We start from the raw sequence: 16026 nt of genomic DNA on the forward strand, positions 1-16026 counted from the left end.
GTTGATGATGGCAGCGCTAAATAACGTCACTGCGGACGTCACTGCACGACGAATTCGGTGAACAGCACGTCCTGGACGTGGATCGGCGCGGCGCCCTTTTCGGTCGGCTGTTCGATCAGGGTTCGGAGTTCGGTGGCCAGCGCGCGTTTGCCGTCGAGCGGCGCGAGTTCCTCCGGGTGTTTGTTCGACAGCGCGAGCAGGATGCGGCTGCGCACTTCCGGCATATGGTCGGTGAGTTCCTGCTGGGTTTTCGGGTCGCCCAGTTTGAGCGTGAGGCCGATACGCAGGAAGTGTTGCTGACCGTCGTCCGATTGGAGGTTGACCGTCATCGATTCAAGCGGGAAGAAGAGGGGCGCCGGCAATGGCGCCGGCGCGCTGGCTGTTTCCGCTGAGGCGGAGGCCGGGGCGCGTTTGGACATGAAGAACCACACACCCGCGCCGGCTGCACCTGCGGCGACGATCGCGATGAGGACGATCAGGATGATGCGCTTCAAGGGGCCCGGGGAGGCGGGCGCGGCTTGCTGGTTTGCAGTCGTGGTTGCCATGAGGTGTGCTTTGCTTGCCTTTAGTGCTGGTGATGGTGATTGTTGTTGATTTGCCTGCGGCGCGATGGGTCGAAAAGAAGGGTTAATGCGGGCTATCTCTTGTTTTTGCCTTTCAGGCGCGGGATTGCCTGCCGCCACGCCCCTGTGCGGGGCAGGGGGCACTCACTTTCTTTGCCGCCGAAACAAAGAAGGGCGGAACCGGCTCACGCCGGTTCCGCCCTTCTTCATATCGCCTCCAGCCCGCTTAGTTCAGGTACTGGAACAGCGACATGCTCTGCACCTTCACAAACGCCTGTTGCGCCGCTTGCAGCGAGGCTTGCGTCATCGTGTACTTGCTGATCGTCTTGGTCAGGTCGGTCGAAGTCAGATCCGACAGGTTGCTCGCGGTCTGCAACGTGTTGGTCTGCGTGACCGTCTGCAACGCCTGCACTTCCTGCTCACGGCCACCCACCGCGGCCTGGGCCGTCACGACGTTGTTCATCGTGTTTTCGAGTTGGGTCATGCTGGTGGTCAGCGCGCTCTGGAAACTGGCCGTCGCGGCTGCGCCCGCGACCGGCGATTGCAGCGTCGCGATCAACTGGCTCAGATTCGCGAACACGTCCGTGCTGCCTTGCGTGGCCGGCGTCACGGTGAAACTGTCGCCCGCGTTCGGCGCGCCGGTGATCGTCACCGACTGGCCGCCGAGCGTGATCGCCGAGCCCGACGTGAAAGTCTGCGGCGTGCCCGTCGTGACCGTGCCGGTTGCCGGATCGGTCGAAGTCACCGTGTAGGTGGTCGCCGCGCCTGCGCCCGCGAAAGCGATCGAGTATGTGTAGGCGTTGGTCGGATCGGTCGGGTTCGTCAGGCTCACGCCGCTGATCACGCCGGTGCCGCCGTTGCCCGTGGCCGCGGCCGGGACCGCGCTGGTGCCGATCGACGCCACGCTGCCGAAGATCGAGAGGCCGTTGTCGGCCGTCTGGATGGTGCGCGAATCGGTGATCTGCACGGCCGGCGTGCCGGTGTCGCCCGAATAGGTCACGACGCCGGACGAATTGGTGGTGTACGGCTGCGCGGTGCCCTGATAGCCGGCGAACAGGTAATTGCCCTGCGGGTCGGTGGAATTGGCGAGCGTGATCAACTGGCTGCGCATGCTCTGCAGCTGTGTCGCGAGCGAGCCGCGGTCGCCGTCGTTCAGCGAGCCGTCGCCCGCGCGCAGCACCAGCGTGTGAATGCTTTGCAGCACGGTGTTGACGCTGCCGAGCGTGGAGTCTTCCTGTTGCAGCGAGGCGAGCGCGGTGCTCTGGTTGCTCGTGTACTGCGCGAGGGTCGTCGCCGTCGAGCTCAGTTGCACTGCCTGCGCCGCGCCGAGCGGATTGTCCGACGGCGTGGAAAGGCTCACGCCGCTCGAAATCTCCGCGTACAACTGCGACAACTGAGCTTGCTGATCGCTCATCGTCGCGACGTTCATGCTGAAGTACTGCGTGCTGGAGATGCGCATGTTCAACGCCTCACTGGAAGATGCCAAGCAACGTCTGGAACAGGGTCTGCGCGGTCTGGATGACCTTGCTGTTGGCCTGATAGAGCTGCTGATACTGAAGCAGATTGGCTGCTTCCTCGTTGATGTTCACGCCCGAAACCGATTGCTGCGCGGTGGTGATCTGCGTCACCAGCGAGGTCTGGGCCGTGCTCGAAGTCTGGATCTGATTGGTCTGGTTGCCGATCTGGTTGACGTAGTTCGCATACGCGCCCGTCAGCGTGACCGTGCCGCCCGCCAGCGCCTTCGCGGTGGACAGGTTCGACAGGGCCAGCGCATTGCGGCCGTCGTTGGTCGCGCCGGTGTTCGGGCCGATGGTGAACTTGTCGCCGGCGGCCGGTGCGCCGCTGATCGTCACCGACACGTTGTTCATCTGGCCGGCGGTCGCGTTATTGATCGTCAGCGCCGCGCCCGTGCTCGACGAATACGGCACCACGGTCGCCGCGCTGGCGATCGGGTAGGTGGTGGCGGGCGAGCCTGCCACCGTCACCGTCGAGCCCGCCGGGAAGCCCGACAGACCCGTGCCGTCGTACGTCAGCGTGGTGGTCGCGTTCGGCATCGTGTAGCCGGCCGTCACCGTGCCCTGCGTGATCGTGCCGGTGCCGGTGTTGGTCGACGCGGCCGCGCCGAGCACCGGTGCCGCGGCGGCGATCGCCGAAGCGTCCGTGGTCGCGGTGGCGAAGCTGTTCAGCGCGCCGCGGGTCGGTTCGACCGTGAACGAGTCGCCGGCGTTCATCGTGCCGGTGGTCGAAAACTGCAGGCCGTTGATCGGCTGGGTCAGGTTGGTGGCCGAGCCGAGCACGCTGCCGGTCGAATTGTCGGTGAGCGTGTAGGTGGTGCCGTTGTAGGCGAGTGTGTAGTCGCCGGTCGTCGGCTGCGCGGTATTCGCGAACGAGACGTTCAGCGACGCGTTGCCGGTGTTCTGCGTGTTCGCGTAGACGGTCGGGCCGCCCACCGAGAACAGCGCACCGCCCTTGGCGCCGGCGAGCGTGATACCGAGCGAGTTCTGCGCGTTCACTTGCGAAGCGAAGCTCACTGCAATCGCGCCAAGTTGCGCTTCGCCCGGATCGAGCGTCTGGCTGCGGAATGCGACGAGGCCGCCGAGCGTGCCGCCTGTGATCTTGCTGTCGGGCAGGTTTTGCGGCACCGCCGCCGGATTCGCGCCGGCCTGGCCGAGGTATTGCACCGACAGTTCGCTGGTGTCGCCCGTCGAAGGCGCCGTGCCCAGGTTGTAGCTGTTGCCGCCCGAGACCAGCGGCTGGCCGTTGCCCATGAACACGCTGTAGCTGCCATTGCTGTTCACGACCTGCACGCCGACCAGTTGCGACAGATTCGACACGGCGAGATCGCGCTGATCCAGCAGCTGATTCGGCGGTTGCCCTTGCGTGCTGGCCGCGGAGATCTGGCCGTTCAGCTGGGCGATCTGCTGCGTGTAGCTGTTGATCTGCGAAACGGTATTGGTGAGCTGGGTGTTGACGCTCTGGCGCAGCGCGTCGTACTGCTGGCCCGCGGCGTTGATCTGGTTGGCGAGCGTCTGCGCACCGCTCATCGCGGTCTGGCGGGTGGCCAGACTGGAGGCGTCGTTCGAGACGTTCTGCAAGCCGGTGAAATAGCTGGTGATCGCGCTCGCAATGCCGGAGGTCGGGCTGCCGATCAGATTGTTCAGCTGCGAAATCAGCGTGTTGTAGGTCGACAGCGAACTGCCCGACGACTGCGCATTGTTGAGTTCAGTGGTCAGATACTGGCTGTACTGGCGTGTCACGGTGACGGTCGAGACGCCCTGCGGCAGATAACCCGAGCCGGTGTACTGGCCGCCGGTTTCGGCGTAGACGGGGGTTTCAATCGTATAGCCCGGCGTCGAGGCGTTGCTGATGTTCTGACCGGTCGTCGTGAGTCCCCACTGGGCTGCGTTCAGTCCACTGAGGCCGAGATTGATGAGGGAGCTCGACATGCGTCATCCTGAAGGGCGACATCGGACACCTGCCGCCGCGTTACTTGAACATCCTGTTTAACGGCCCCCGCGGAGAAAAATTGAGGGCCGTTTCGCTCAACGCACCAGCGAGCGGCGCTTCATTTCGAGTTGCGTGATCAGCCGCTGCAGCGTGTTTTCGGCGCTGCCGGGCAGCGTCAGAAAACGGAAGCCGAGTTGATAGCGCTGCGTGCCGTTCGGCAATGCGGTCGAGCGGTGCGACACCAGTTGCAGATCGAGCGACAGGCGGCCGAGCGCGCCGAGCGACAGTTCGCAGTCTTGCAGCCTGGTGCCCATCGGCAGTTCGGCCACGCGCACATCCGCGGTGCGCATGCCGACGCCGCCGAGCGAGAGGTCGTGCACTTCGAAGCGGAACGTATCGCCTTCGGGCAAGCGGCCACTGCACATATACGGTTCGAGAATCGGCGCATCGACGCGGAAATATTCGCGGCGCTGCACGTAGAACAGCACGTCCGGGAAGTCCGCCTCGAATGCGGGCAGTCCCTCGTAACGGGTTTCGCGCGGCGTGCCGGTGGCAAACTCGACGCGCACGCCGTCCGGCGACGCGTGGAACTGGCAACGCGGCGCCGCCAGCAAGCCTTTGTTCTGCTCCGACAACGCGCCCCAATCGAAAGTGAACGTGCGGCCGCGCACGTCGACGTCGAGTAGCCGCGTGACGAGCTGGCCGCCGGCGTATTGAACGGTGAGGAAATCGCCGCGATTGACGAGATTGCGTAACTGAACGCCGATCTCCAGCGGATTGCGACGGCCGAAATCGTGAGCGCTCTCGCTTTCGTCTGGCGCGGCGTGCGGCTGGCCGGGCGCTTCGATCTGGCCGTTCGACTGGTTAGTATCCATGGGCTTGCCGGTATGCTTGTTCTTGCGGGCGCGTGCCCAAGGCTCCTGCCGGGGCTTTCGCGCGGTCTTCATTAAGGCCGCGGCACACGCATTCAACCGGACATTACAACGCCTTCCGGTATCGGGTCTAACTCATTAGCGGCAGCGCCCGGCCAAAATTTAGGGGCCGGTAATGAAATATTTGCCGCAAACGTTAAAACGCCGATAGGCATCCAGTGAAAACCGGGCGCATCAAAATCTGAATTAACGGCGGCTCAGGCCATTTTCTGCATGATGGACATCAGTTTTTTCGCGTAATGCGGATCGGTCGCGTAACCCGCGCGCTGCATGCCGTTGGCAAAGCCGTTCACGTCGTGCGAAGAATTGATGACCTGCGCATAACGCGGATTGCCCTTGAGCAGACTCGCATAGTCGGTCATCGCTTCCTGATACGAGTCGTATGCGCGGAATTTCTCGACGGTGCGCTGCGGCTTGCCGTTCACATATTCCGTCGTGACGGTCGAGACGGTCTTGCCGGTCCAGTCCTTCGACGCCTTGATGCCGAACACGTTATGGCTGCTCGTCCCGTCGGCCTTCTTGATCTCGCTCTTGCCCCAGCCCGATTCGAGCGCGGCCTGGCCGATGATGAAGCGCGCCGGAATACCGGTCGCCGCGCTGGCGGCCTGCGCGGGCGCGGCCAGCTTGTCGACGAACGCGTCGACCTTCGGCGAGCTGCCGTCGCCGCGCAACGGCGGGGTCAGCGCGCTGTTGGCCGAGTAGCCCTTGCCCATCGCCAGCTGGCCGTTGGCCTGCGCGTTGCCGTAAGCCTTGGCGAGCGCGTTCAGCGCGGCGGTCTGGCCTTCATCGCCGCCGCTGCCGCCGGCCAGGCCGCTCATGCCGGCCGCGCCGCCGCTCACCTGCATGCCCTGATTGCGCATCATCTGCTTGAGCATCGCATCGGCCACGCCGATGCCCTTCTGCGACATCTGCTGCGACAACTGCTGATCCATCATCGACGTGAAGGTGGCGCTGTCGTGCGAATCGAACGGGCCGTCCTGCGGCGTCGCATCGCGCATGCTCTTGAGCATCATCTGCGTGAACACCGCGTCGAACTGCTGCGCGGCCATCTTCATGCCGGCTTGCGGCGAAGCCTTGGCCTGCGCGCTCAGCTTCGCGAAACCCTGCACGTCGAGCGCAAAGCGCTGAGTCAGGTCATTGGCCGCGTTCGCGGAATTGGTCGTATCCGAATTCATCTTGTGTCTTCCTTAGATGATTTCCAGGTCGGCGCGCAAAGAGCCCGCCGCTTTCATGGCCTGCAGGATCGACATCAGATCCGCGGGCGTCGCACCCAGTGCGTTGAGCGCCTTCACCACATCGGCGAGGTTAGCGCCGGCGGTCACCATCTTCAGTGCGCCGTTGTCCTGCTTCATCTGAATCTGCGACTGCTTGGCCACCACCGTCTGGCCGTTCGAGAATGCGCCCGGCTGGCTCACCACCGGCTGCGTATTGATCACCACCGACAGATTGCCGTGCGCCACCGCGCAGTTTTGCAGCGTGACCATCTGGTTCATCACGATCGAGCCGGTGCGCGCGTTCAGGATCACCTTCGCGGCGGCTTGCGCCGGCTTCACATCGAGGTTCTGCAATTGCGCCATGAAGGCGACCTGCTGCTCCGGATCGGCCGGCGCACGCAGTTGAATCGTGCGGCCGTCGAGCGCCATGGCGGTGCCGCCGCCGAACGCGTTGTTGACCGCCGCCACCACCCGTTGCGTGGTGTCGTAATCCATTTCATTCAGTTCGAGCTGCATGGTGCCCGCTTGCGACACCGAGGTCGGCACCGCGCGTTCGACGATCGCGCCGCCGGCGATACGGCCTGCCGCCAGCGTGTTCACCTGCACTTTGCTGCCGTTCGCGCTCGCGCCGGCGCCGCCGACCGCGAGGTTGCCCTGGCCGAGCGCGTACACCTGGCCGTCGGCGCCCTTGAGCGGCGTAAGCAGCAGCGTGCCGCCGCGCAGGCTCTTGGCGTTGCCGAGCGACGACACGGTAACGTCGATCGCTTCGCCGGGACGCGCGAACGGCGGCAGCACCGCCGTCACCATCACCGCGGCGACGTTCTTCAACTGGATGTTCGACAGCGACGACTGCGAGTTAGTCGACCCGGCAGCCTGGTTGTTGATCGAAATGCCGAGGTTCGCCAGCATGTTGGCGAGCGTCTGCGTGGTGAATGGCGTTTGCGTGGTCTGGTCGCCCGTGCCGTCGAGACCGACCACGAGGCCGTAGCCGATCAGCGGGTTGTCGCGCACGCCCTGGATCTGCACGAGGTCCTTCAGACGCTCGGCGTGGGCGAGCGTCGCCGCCGGCAGCGCCGCGCAGACGAGCGCGATGAAGGCCAGCGCGCGGCCGAAATGGCCGAAACGCGCGAGGCGGCGGGAGCGGGAGAAGACGGTACGCATGATCACCACGGCGACACGTTGAGGAAGAAGCGCTGCAGCCAGCCCATGTTCTCGGATTCGTCGATATAACCCTTCGCGGAATATTCGATTTTCGCGTCGGCCACCTGGGTCGAGTACACGGCGTTCAGGTTCGAAATCGTGTTCGGATTCACCACACCGGAAAAGCGCACGAACTCGTTACCCTGGTTGATCAGCATCTGCTTCTCGCCGCTCACCATCAGGTTGCCGTTCGGCAGCACGCCTGTCACCGTCACGGTGATCGTGCCGTTGAACGTATTCGACGCGTTCGCGCCGCCGGTCGCCGTAAACTTGTTGGCGCCAGTCGCGTTCAGGTTGACCTTGCCGAAGAAGCCACTGAGAAAGCCAGCGGTCGGCACGTCGAAGTTGGTGGAGCCGTTGCGGTTGGTCGCGGCGCCCGAGGACTTCGTCGCGTTGACGTTTTCCTGGATCACGATCGTCAGAATGTCGCCGACATTGCGCGGCCGCTGGTCTTCGAACAGCGGCCGGCCCGCGTAACCCGGGTTGAAGATCGAGCCCGGCGATTGCGCCGCGGGCGGAATCGGCGGCATGGCCGTCATCGGCTGCTGGGTGATCGGCTGCTTCGGCACGAGGCCGCAACCGCCGAGCGCCATGAGCAGCGTTAGCTGCACGAGCGCTACGGCAGTGCGCGAATGAACCGGATTACGAGTGAAGTGCGACATCTTGATTACCGCCTGTTAATTCCCAGTCCCTCAAACCTGCATCTGGCTGAGGGTCTGCAGCATCTGGTCGGAGGTTGTCACGGCCTTGCTGTTGATTTCGTACGCGCGCTGCGTCTGGATCATGTTCACCAGTTCCTGCACCACGTTCACGTTCGATGCTTCCACGTAACCCTGATTCAGTGTGCCGGCGCCGTTCAGGCCCGGTTGCGCGATGTTCGGCGCGCCCGACGAAGCGGTTTCGGAAAACAGGTTTTCGCCCTTCGCGTCCAGACCGGCCGGGTTGATGAAGGTGGCGAGCTGCATCGAGCCGAGCTGCTGGCTGTTGGTCGAACCGGCCACGGTGATCGACACCACACCGTCGCTGCCGATCGTCAACGAGGTCGCGTTGGTCGGGACCGTGATCGCCGGGATCACCTGGTAGCCGCTCGACGTGACGAGCTGGCCCTGCGCGTTGGTCTGGAACGAACCGTCGCGGGTGTAAGCGGTCGTGCCGTCGGGCATCTGCACCTGGAAGAATCCCTGGCCGTTGATGGCGACGTCTTTCGAGTTGCCGGTTTGCTGCAGGTTGCCCTGCGTGTACAGACGCTCGGTGGCGACCTGCTGCACGCCGGTGCCGAGCTGGATGCCGGACGGCAGTTCGGTTTGCTGCGTCGAGTTCGCGCCGGGCTGGCGGATGGTCTGGTACAGCAGATCCTCGAATACCGCGCGCGAGCCCTTGAAGCCGTTGGTGCTGACGTTAGCGAGGTTGTTCGAGATCACGTCCATCTGCGCCTGTTGCGCATTCATGCCGGTAGCGGCGATGTAGAGCGAGCGATTCACAATTCTTCTCCTGGATGTCGGGGCGACCCCCGGGGCAACCCGTTAGCTAAAGCTGAGCAGCTGGTTGGCGGACTGGTCGTTCTTGTCGGCGCTTTCCAGCAGCTTGGTCTGCATCTGGAACTGCCGTGCGTTGGTGATCATCGAGACCATCGCGCTGACCGGATTCACGTTGCTGCCTTCAAGCGACGCCGGCGCCAGCGTGACGGCCGGATCGGCGTCGGCAGGATTGCCGTCGGCGGTGCGAAACAGACCGTCGTCGCCGCGCGTCATGGTTTGCGGATCCGGATTCACCAGCTTCAGCTGATCGACCGTCACCACCGCGGTGGGCGGATCGCCCGGCGTCAATGCCGACACCGTGCCGTCCTTGCCGATGGTGATTTGCGCACCCGGCGGCACCGACACCGGCCCGCCGTTGCCGAGCACCGTCTGGTTGGTGGCGTTCACCAGCTGGCCGTTCTCGTCGATGTGCAGATTGCCGGCGCGCGTGTAAGCCTCGTTGCCGTCGGCGGTTTGCACTGCCAGCCAGCCCGGTCCCTGAATGGCGACGTCGAGCGGGTTGCCGGTCTGCTGGATCGGCCCCGGTGTGTAGTCGGCCCCCGGCGTCGACGACAGCACGAAGGTGCGCGTGGTGTTGTCGTTGATCGAACTGCCGTCGCCGAACGCCATCGGCACGGCGCGGAACGTCGCCAGCTGCGCGCGAAAGCCGGTGGTCGACGCATTCGCCAGGTTGTTGGCAACGATAGCCTGCTGCTCGAGCGCTTGTGTGCTGCCCGACATCGCGGTGTAGATCAGCCGATCCATGATGGGTGCGTCCCGGTCGCTTACAGGTTGATCAGGGTTTGGTCGACGGCCTGCTGGGTTTTGATCGTCTGCGCGTTCGCCTGATAGTTGCGTTGCGCGGTGATCAGGTTCACCAGTTCGCTCGTCAGGTCGACGTTCGAGTTTTCCACCGCGCCGCCTTGCAGCGTGCCGTGGTTGGTCGCGCCCGGCACGGAGATCTGCGCGACGCCCGATTGGGAGGTCTGCTGGAACTCGTTGTTACCGAGGTTCACGAGACCGTTCTGATTCGAGAAGTTCGCCAGCGCGATCTGGCCGAGCGCCGCGGTTTGCTGGTTCGAGTAGTTGCCGGTCAGCGTGCCGTCGGCGCCGATCGTGAAGCTCGTCAGCGTGCCGGCCGCGTAGCCGTCGGGCTGCAGTGAGTTCACGCCGTCCTTGCCGCCGAACTGCGTCGTGCCGGCGATGTTCAGCGTCAGATTCTGCGGTGTCGACGAACCGTCGGTGGTCGGAATGCTGAAGTTGAACGCGAACGGCGTGGTGGTGGCGGTGCCGGTAGTGTCGGTGGTGCCGAGTAGCGTGCCCGACGAATTGAAGTTTGCATGGCCGATCAGCGACGCCGTGCCCGTCGAGGTGCCGGCATACACGTTCCATGTGCCGGCCGAGGTCTTGGCGAAATACATGTTGACCGTCTGCGAGCCGCCGAGCGAATCGTAGACCGTTGTGCTGGTCGAGTAGTTGTAGGTCGACGAGCTGTTCTGGTTGAACGCGATCGGCGTCGGCGCGATCGTGTAGCTGTCGCTAGCTACCGGCACGCCGTTGAACGTGATGGTCTGGCCGTTGCCGAGCTGGATCGCGGTGCCGGCCGTGTACGTCGCGGCGGCGGTCGTCGTGCCGAGCGTGTTGTCGGTGACCGTGTAGGTCGTCGGGCTTGTGAATGTGACAGTGTAGTTGTCGTTGTTCGTGCCCGAGGCGGTGTTCGTGATGGTCGCGCCGGTGGTCGTGGTCGTACCGGTGTTGGTACCGCCTGCCGTCACCGTCGGCGTGCCGAGCATCAGTGCGTCCTGTGCGTTCAGGTTCAGGCCGGCGACGATCTTGGTGGTCGCTTGCGGCGCGATGTTCGCGGTCGGCACGGAGAGCGGCACGGTTTGCGCGGTGTTGATGACGCCCGAGCTGTTCGCGGCGTAGCCCATCAGTTGCAGGCCTTGCGCGTTGGTGATGAAGCCGTTCTTGTCGAGCTGGAACACACCGTTGCGCGAGTAGACCAGCGAACCGTTGTTCGACAGCTGGAAGAAGCCATTGCCGTTGATCGCGACGTCGAGCGCCTGATTGGTGCTGGTGATCGTGCCTTGCGCGAACTGCTGCTGCACTTCGGCGAGCTTCGTGCCGATGCCGACCTGGTTGTTCACCGCGGTCGCCACCGAATTGGCGTACATGTCCGCGAATTGCGCAGCGCCGCTCTTGAAGCCGACCGTATTCGCGTTGGCGATGTTGTTGCCGATCACGTCGAGATCGCTCGACGATGCCGCAAGACCACTCAAACCTGTTTGGTAACCCATGACGGTCTCCGTATCTGGAAGGTCGTAACTGACTGAATCTGAATCAGAGGATGGCGGCGACGCCGGTCAGCCCGACGGTCGTACCGTTCGACAGCACGAGGCCCGGCGTGCCGCTGCTTTGCATGACGACGCTTTGCACCGTCGCGCCAGCAAGCGTGGTAGCCGTGGCCTGCTGGCCGTTGATCGTGCCGACCGCGCTGATCGTGTAGGTGCCGTCGGGCAGCGTGTTGCCGGCCGAGTCGGTCGGCGTCCAGCCCACCGGAACCGTGCCGGCCGACTGCTTGCCGAGGTCGATCGTGTTGACGATCGTGCCCGCCGAGTTCTTCACGACCACCTGCAGGTCGCCCACGGAGTTGGCGAGCTGCACGCCGAACGAGCTGGCCTTGCCGCTCGCGACCGTCACCGAGTTGCCCGGCGCGAGCACGGTCGAGCCAATCAGCAGCGCCGCTTGCGACTGCTGGCCGGCCGACAGTTGCGTCGACAGCGAGGTGAGCGTCGTGTTCAGCTGGCTGATGCCCGACACCGTGTTGATCTGCGCCAGCTGCGAGGTCATCTGCGAGCTGTCCATCGGATTGGTCGGATCCTGATTCTTCAGTTGCGCGACGAGCAGTTGCAGAAAGGTGTTCTGCAGATCGGTCGCCGACGTGCCGGACGTGCTGCCGGTCGAGCTCGTGGAACTGCTCGCGCTCGATGCGCTGCTCGTGCCGTTCATCGTATCGAGCAGCGTCTGCGACACGTTCGTGCCGTTGCTGCCGATGGTGGTATTGGTGGTCAAGGAGCTCTCCTCAGGTTCCGATCGTGAGCGTTTTCAGCATCAGCGTTTTGGCGGTGTTCAGGGTTTCGACGTTGGCCTGGTACGAGCGCGAGGCCGAGATCATGTTGACCATTTCCTGCACCGGGTCGACGTTGGGCAGCATGACATAGCCGTCCGGGTTGGCCGCCGGATTGCCGGGGTCGTAGGCCGTCTTCATCGGCGTCGGGTCGTCGACCACGCCGGTGACCTGCACGCCGCCGATCTGCTGACCGGAGCCCGAACGCGCGCCGCCGATCGGGTTCACCGCGAACACGACCTGCTTGGCTTTGTACGGCTGGCCGTCCGGGCCGGTCGTACTGTCCGCGTTGGCGAGGTTGGACGCCGTCACGTTGAGCCGTTGCGACTGCGCCGACATCGCGGAGCCTGCAACACCAAAAATATTCATCAGGGATGGCATGGTTTCCCGACCTCTTTTGCCGGTTCGACCCGGCTTACGTTAAATCCCGTAGCGATTGTTCCTGCGTCACTGCCTTCGCTGCCCTGGCTGTCTTGCAGCCGCCTTGCAGCAGCGCATTGCGCTGACTTACGAGCCCGACTGGATCGCCGCCAGCATCGTTTTGATCTGACTCGACAGCACCGTCATGCCCGATTCGAAATGCAGCGTGTTGTCGGCGAACTGCACCCGCTCGGTATCGATGTCGACCGTGTTGCCGTCGAGAGCGGGTTGCGCCGGAATGCGGTATTGCAGATTGCCGTAGTCGTCAGGCGAGCCGCCGGTCGGCGTGAGCGTCGTCTTGCCGGCCATATGGCCCGGCGCGGTCGAGACCATCGACATGCCGCTCGTCACGCCCGCCGGTTGCGTCATGGCCAGCGTCGAACCGTTCGACGCGCCCTGGCCTGCCGCGCCGCCGCTCTTTTTCAGCGCGCCGGCCAGCGACGAAGCGAAATCGACATCGCGCGCCTTGTACCCTGGGGTATCGGCGTTGGCGATATTCGAAGACAACAGCTCCTGGCGGTAAGCGCGTACATCGAGCGCCTGACGGCCAAAGGCGAATTCGGCATCGAGTTTGTCCAGCATAGAAATCTCCGGAGAACGTTCCCGAGGCTTCCCGCTTGTGCCTGGTTGTGCCTCGCGCGAGGACCACATCGGCCGGGAAGACCTTTTTGCATGAGGTCCATCTTATGGGCCGAACGCAAGCGGCAATCGGACGAATAACCGGGAAAGGGGGCTTCTATTCAACGTTTGCGCAATGAGGGCGCTCACTAGAATGCAAAGCGTACTGATGCATTCGATGGAGAAACGCGATGGACCAGCCCACTTTCGATCTGACGCACCGCGCAAGCCGCGCGGCGGCGGCGCATCGCGTGGGTGCGGGCGCGCTGCGGCTTGCTGCGCGCCTGGTAGCACGGCTAGTTGTAAGTTCGACGTTATGCGCGACGGCCGGCGCCTTGCTGCTGTCGAACGCCGCACAGGCTGAGGACGCCGGTGGCCCGATCGTAATTCCCGGGCCGGGCGAGAAGAATCCCGCTGCGCTCGCCGATCTGGCCGAACATATGCAAGCCGCGGCGCCCGCGAAGCGCGCGAGTTCCACCGCGACCCTGGCCGCCGCCGCCGCGCAGTCGATGACGCCGGGCCCGGTCGCACGCGACGCCGATCCATTCACGCGCGCGGCCAATGCGAGCGGCTCGATCGTGATTCCGGGCGCGGGTGAACCGCCTGCCGCGCCGGCGATGATCCGCACCAGCTTCAAGCCCGACGCGAACGGCGTCGTGACGATTCCCGCGCCGGTGAACGCGAATCCGCGCGCAGCGGCCGGGGTTGCACGCATCAACGTCGTGCCGGGCGTGCGTCAGGCGGTGCCGGTCATCGTCACGCCGGCGCCGGCGCCGTCGCCGAACGCAGGACGGCAGGGCGCAGCGGTGCAGCCGGTGGCCGCCAACGCCCCCGCAGTCAGCAGTTTCGACAGTCTTGAGTCGCGTGGCGAGCCGCCGCAGTTGGGCGCGAACGGCAAACCGGTCGTGACGACGGCGGTCGCAGCGGCGGCGCCGGCGCCCATGCCGGCCCGTCCGGCCATCCGTCGCACGCCTTCAGTGCGGCAGGCCGCGCCGGCCGTCGCGCAGCAGAACCTCCAGGCTGCGGCGGTGGCACAACCTGTGACGCAACCTGTGACGCAACCTGTGACGCCGCCGGGTCAGCAAGACCCCGAAGCGATCCGCAGCGCCGCCCTCGCCTTCCTGCAACAGCAATCCGCGGGCTTGCCCGGCAAGGTCGAAATCACCGTCGCGCCGGCGTTTCCGCGCGGCCTCGCGGCTTGCACGACGCTCGAACCCTTCATGCCGAGCGGCGCGCGCCTCTGGGGCCGCATGACGGTCGGCGTGCGCTGCGCCGGCGAGCGGCCGTGGACCATTTATCTGCAAGCGCGCATCGCGCTGCGCGCCACCTACTATCTGGCCGCCCGCGCCATGGCGCCGGGCGAAGTGCTCACCGCCGCCGACCTCGTCGCCCGCGACGGCGATCTGACCGGCTTGCCGCAGGCGATCGTCACGGACCCGTCGCAGGCGGTCGGTTCGGTGTCGCTCACGCGCATCGCGGGCGGCATGCCGCTGCGCCGCGACATGCTGAAAAGCGCGTCGGCGGTGTCGATCGGACAGACGGTGCGAGTCGTCGCAGCCGGCGAAGGCTTCGCGATTTCGGCCGAAGGCAGCGCGATGAACAACGCGTCGCCGGGCCAGCAGGTGCGGGTAAAGACGGCCAACGGCCAGATCGTCTCCGGCATCGTCAAGGATGGGTCGACGGTGGAGATTCAGCTATGAACCGGCTCGGCGGGACGTGCGCCGAGCCGGATTCAGGAGCGGCGGCAGCCGTCACGGATGCGATGCCCGTGGGGCCGGATCAGCCCGGAAAGCGGGGCAACACGTCGACCGATTGCGCTAAAGTTTTGATCACTGCTTGCCGTTATCAGGATCAAATCGTTCAGGAAGCCAATCGTGAAAGTCGATTCCACAACCAATTCGAATCTGTCGACGTTGAAAGACGCCCTGTCCCGCTCGCAGAACAGCGACGCGACGGCCGCGACCAGCAACGCGCAGAGTGCGGGCACGGCCTCGCAAAGCACTACCAGCAGCGGTTCGGGCGACGCCAGCGTCAGCCTGTCGGATCTGTCGCAGCATCTGCGCAGTCTCGCGGCGTCCGGCTCGGCCGATATCGACACGGCGCACGTCGAGTCGATCAAGCAGGCCATCAAGGATGGCTCGCTGAAAATCGACTCGGGCAAGATCGCCGACGGCGTGCTGGAAACGGCGCGCAGCCTGTTGCAAGGCAAAACCTCGTCGACCGGCAACTGATCGACACATCGAAGTACGGTGCATTGCCGGGCGGCATTCGACAAACTCGGCTCGTGAATCGCGCGCGAGCCGTCTTGTTTAGCGAGTTGTTGAGATGAAAGACGCCCTGCTTGCCACCCTCATCGAAGAATATTCGGCCGTCGAGGCCTTCGCCTCGATTCTGGTGCTCGAGACTCGTGCATTGACCGCCTTGTCGCCGCTGGAACAGTTGCCACCGATCATCGAGAAGAAAACCGAACTGATCGGCGTGCTCGCCAGGCTCGAAAGCGCGCGCGACGCGCAGTTGGCCGAACTGGGCTTTCCGGCGGGCTGGCCGGGCATGGAACTCGCGGCGAGCACCGACGCGCGGCTCGCGGCGCAATGGTCGCTGCTGCAAAAAGCAGCCGATCGCGCACGGCGCTCCAATACGAGTAACGGTGAACTCATCCGCATGCGGATGGACTACAACCAGCGTGCGCTGACGGCACTGCAAGTGGCCGTGCCGCAGAAGGCCGGTTTCTATGGACCGGATGGACGGATTCCGGCGCGCAGCGCGGCGGCATGACGATTTTGCTGGCGCCGGCGCGTTTCAGGCGCCGATCCGATTGAGCAGATTGCAACAAAGGGCTCGTCTTTGACGAGCCCTTTTTATTTTTCCGACGCCCGCCCGCAAAAAGGCCGTTCACGGCCACCTCCAATACACGTTGGCCATCCGGCCAGGTAGCGCGAATTTGTCCGCCGCGTTGAAATCACCGGCTCCCCCCACTGAGGTTCTTCG

At 64.6% G+C, this 16026-nt stretch carries 16 protein-coding genes; 3 read left to right on the plus strand and 13 right to left on the minus strand.

Annotated elements, in window-relative coordinates:
* Positions 1-38: 38 nt before the first annotated feature.
* The 13 genes from fliL to flgB form a co-directional block, all read right to left on the minus strand.
* On the minus strand, positions 39-545 hold the full coding sequence (gene fliL, locus SB772_RS23975; RefSeq protein ID WP_410835803.1) for a flagellar basal body-associated protein FliL: 507 nt from the start codon (positions 543-545) through the stop codon (positions 39-41).
* Between the two features lie 244 nt (positions 546-789).
* Positions 790-2022 (minus strand): flagellar hook-associated protein FlgL, encoded by a 1233-nt coding sequence (gene flgL, locus SB772_RS23980; protein ID WP_410835692.1) that lies wholly within the window; start codon positions 2020-2022, stop codon positions 790-792.
* 10 nt (positions 2023-2032) lie between these two features.
* On the minus strand, positions 2033-4009 hold the full coding sequence (flgK, locus tag SB772_RS23985) for a flagellar hook-associated protein FlgK (RefSeq protein ID WP_410835693.1): 1977 nt from the start codon (positions 4007-4009) through the stop codon (positions 2033-2035).
* A 96-nt stretch (positions 4010-4105) separates the two neighbouring features.
* The gene (locus SB772_RS23990; protein ID WP_410835694.1) at positions 4106-4885 is read right to left on the minus strand and encodes a flagellar brake protein; all 780 of its coding nucleotides are present in this window, start codon (positions 4883-4885) and stop codon (positions 4106-4108) included.
* 254 nt (positions 4886-5139) lie between these two features.
* Positions 5140-6117, minus strand: a complete 978-nt coding sequence (flgJ, locus tag SB772_RS23995; RefSeq protein WP_410835695.1) for a flagellar assembly peptidoglycan hydrolase FlgJ — start codon at positions 6115-6117, stop codon at positions 5140-5142.
* Between the two features lie 12 nt (positions 6118-6129).
* Positions 6130-7317 carry a flagellar basal body P-ring protein FlgI gene (locus tag SB772_RS24000; protein WP_410835696.1) on the minus strand — a complete coding sequence of 396 codons (1188 nt, stop codon included), beginning with the start codon at positions 7315-7317 and terminating at the stop codon, positions 6130-6132.
* Between the two features lie 2 nt (positions 7318-7319).
* Positions 7320-8018, minus strand: coding sequence for a flagellar basal body L-ring protein FlgH (gene flgH, locus SB772_RS24005; protein WP_410835697.1), 699 nt, complete (start codon positions 8016-8018; stop codon positions 7320-7322).
* A 30-nt stretch (positions 8019-8048) separates the two neighbouring features.
* A complete protein-coding gene (gene flgG / locus SB772_RS24010) occupies positions 8049-8837 on the minus strand; it encodes a flagellar basal-body rod protein FlgG (protein WP_410835698.1) in 789 nt (262 codons plus the stop codon).
* A gap of 42 nt (positions 8838-8879) precedes the next feature.
* Complete coding sequence (gene flgF / locus SB772_RS24015) at positions 8880-9638, minus strand: flagellar basal-body rod protein FlgF (protein ID WP_410835699.1); 759 nt, start codon at positions 9636-9638, stop codon at positions 8880-8882.
* 20 nt (positions 9639-9658) lie between these two features.
* Positions 9659-11170, minus strand: a complete 1512-nt coding sequence (locus tag SB772_RS24020) for a flagellar hook protein FlgE (protein ID WP_410835700.1) — start codon at positions 11168-11170, stop codon at positions 9659-9661.
* Between the two features lie 43 nt (positions 11171-11213).
* Positions 11214-11945: a flagellar hook assembly protein FlgD gene (locus SB772_RS24025; protein ID WP_410835701.1), complete on the minus strand. Its 732-nt coding sequence runs from the start codon at positions 11943-11945 to the stop codon at positions 11214-11216.
* A gap of 10 nt (positions 11946-11955) precedes the next feature.
* A complete protein-coding gene (gene flgC / locus SB772_RS24030; RefSeq protein WP_410835702.1) occupies positions 11956-12381 on the minus strand; it encodes a flagellar basal body rod protein FlgC in 426 nt (141 codons plus the stop codon).
* 126 nt (positions 12382-12507) lie between these two features.
* Entirely contained in the window at positions 12508-13002 is a 495-nt protein-coding gene (flgB, locus tag SB772_RS24035) for a flagellar basal body rod protein FlgB (RefSeq protein WP_410835703.1), read from the minus strand.
* A gap of 227 nt (positions 13003-13229) precedes the next feature.
* On the opposite strand from flgB, the gene flgA reads away from it, so the two are divergent.
* From flgA to SB772_RS24050, 3 genes are all read left to right on the plus strand, one after another.
* Positions 13230-14738: a flagellar basal body P-ring formation chaperone FlgA gene (flgA, locus tag SB772_RS24040; RefSeq protein WP_410835704.1), complete on the plus strand. Its 1509-nt coding sequence runs from the start codon at positions 13230-13232 to the stop codon at positions 14736-14738.
* A gap of 174 nt (positions 14739-14912) precedes the next feature.
* Positions 14913-15269, plus strand: a complete 357-nt coding sequence (flgM, locus tag SB772_RS24045; protein ID WP_410835705.1) for a flagellar biosynthesis anti-sigma factor FlgM — start codon at positions 14913-14915, stop codon at positions 15267-15269.
* A 94-nt stretch (positions 15270-15363) separates the two neighbouring features.
* On the plus strand, positions 15364-15813 hold the full coding sequence (locus SB772_RS24050; protein WP_410835706.1) for a flagella synthesis protein FlgN: 450 nt from the start codon (positions 15364-15366) through the stop codon (positions 15811-15813).
* Positions 15814-16026: the final 213 nt, after the last annotated feature.

The sequence above is a fragment of the Paraburkholderia sp. SIMBA_030 genome (genome assembly GCF_046535245.1).
GTDB lineage: Bacteria > Pseudomonadota > Gammaproteobacteria > Burkholderiales > Burkholderiaceae > Paraburkholderia.

What these genes read in the sequence shown, in the direction of transcription:
- fliL (WP_410835803.1), bottom strand. Translation starts at nt 545, where the DNA reads ATGGCAACCACGACTGCAAACCAGCAAGCCGCGCCCGCCTCCCCGGGC.
- flgL (WP_410835692.1), bottom strand. Translation starts at nt 2,022, where the DNA reads ATGCGCATCTCCAGCACGCAGTACTTCAGCATGAACGTCGCGACGATG.
- flgK (WP_410835693.1), bottom strand. Translation starts at nt 4,009, where the DNA reads ATGTCGAGCTCCCTCATCAATCTCGGCCTCAGTGGACTGAACGCAGCC.
- SB772_RS23990 (WP_410835694.1), bottom strand. Translation starts at nt 4,885, where the DNA reads ATGGATACTAACCAGTCGAACGGCCAGATCGAAGCGCCCGGCCAGCCG.
- flgJ (WP_410835695.1), bottom strand. Translation starts at nt 6,117, where the DNA reads ATGAATTCGGATACGACCAATTCCGCGAACGCGGCCAATGACCTGACT.
- SB772_RS24000 (WP_410835696.1), bottom strand. Translation starts at nt 7,317, where the DNA reads ATGCGTACCGTCTTCTCCCGCTCCCGCCGCCTCGCGCGTTTCGGCCAT.
- flgH (WP_410835697.1), bottom strand. Translation starts at nt 8,018, where the DNA reads ATGTCGCACTTCACTCGTAATCCGGTTCATTCGCGCACTGCCGTAGCG.
- flgF (WP_410835699.1), bottom strand. Translation starts at nt 9,638, where the DNA reads ATGGATCGGCTGATCTACACCGCGATGTCGGGCAGCACACAAGCGCTC.
- SB772_RS24020 (WP_410835700.1), bottom strand. Translation starts at nt 11,170, where the DNA reads ATGGGTTACCAAACAGGTTTGAGTGGTCTTGCGGCATCGTCGAGCGAT.
- flgC (WP_410835702.1), bottom strand. Translation starts at nt 12,381, where the DNA reads ATGCCATCCCTGATGAATATTTTTGGTGTTGCAGGCTCCGCGATGTCG.
- flgB (WP_410835703.1), bottom strand. Translation starts at nt 13,002, where the DNA reads ATGCTGGACAAACTCGATGCCGAATTCGCCTTTGGCCGTCAGGCGCTC.
- flgA (WP_410835704.1), top strand. Translation starts at nt 13,230, where the DNA reads ATGGACCAGCCCACTTTCGATCTGACGCACCGCGCAAGCCGCGCGGCG.
- SB772_RS24050 (WP_410835706.1), top strand. Translation starts at nt 15,364, where the DNA reads ATGAAAGACGCCCTGCTTGCCACCCTCATCGAAGAATATTCGGCCGTC.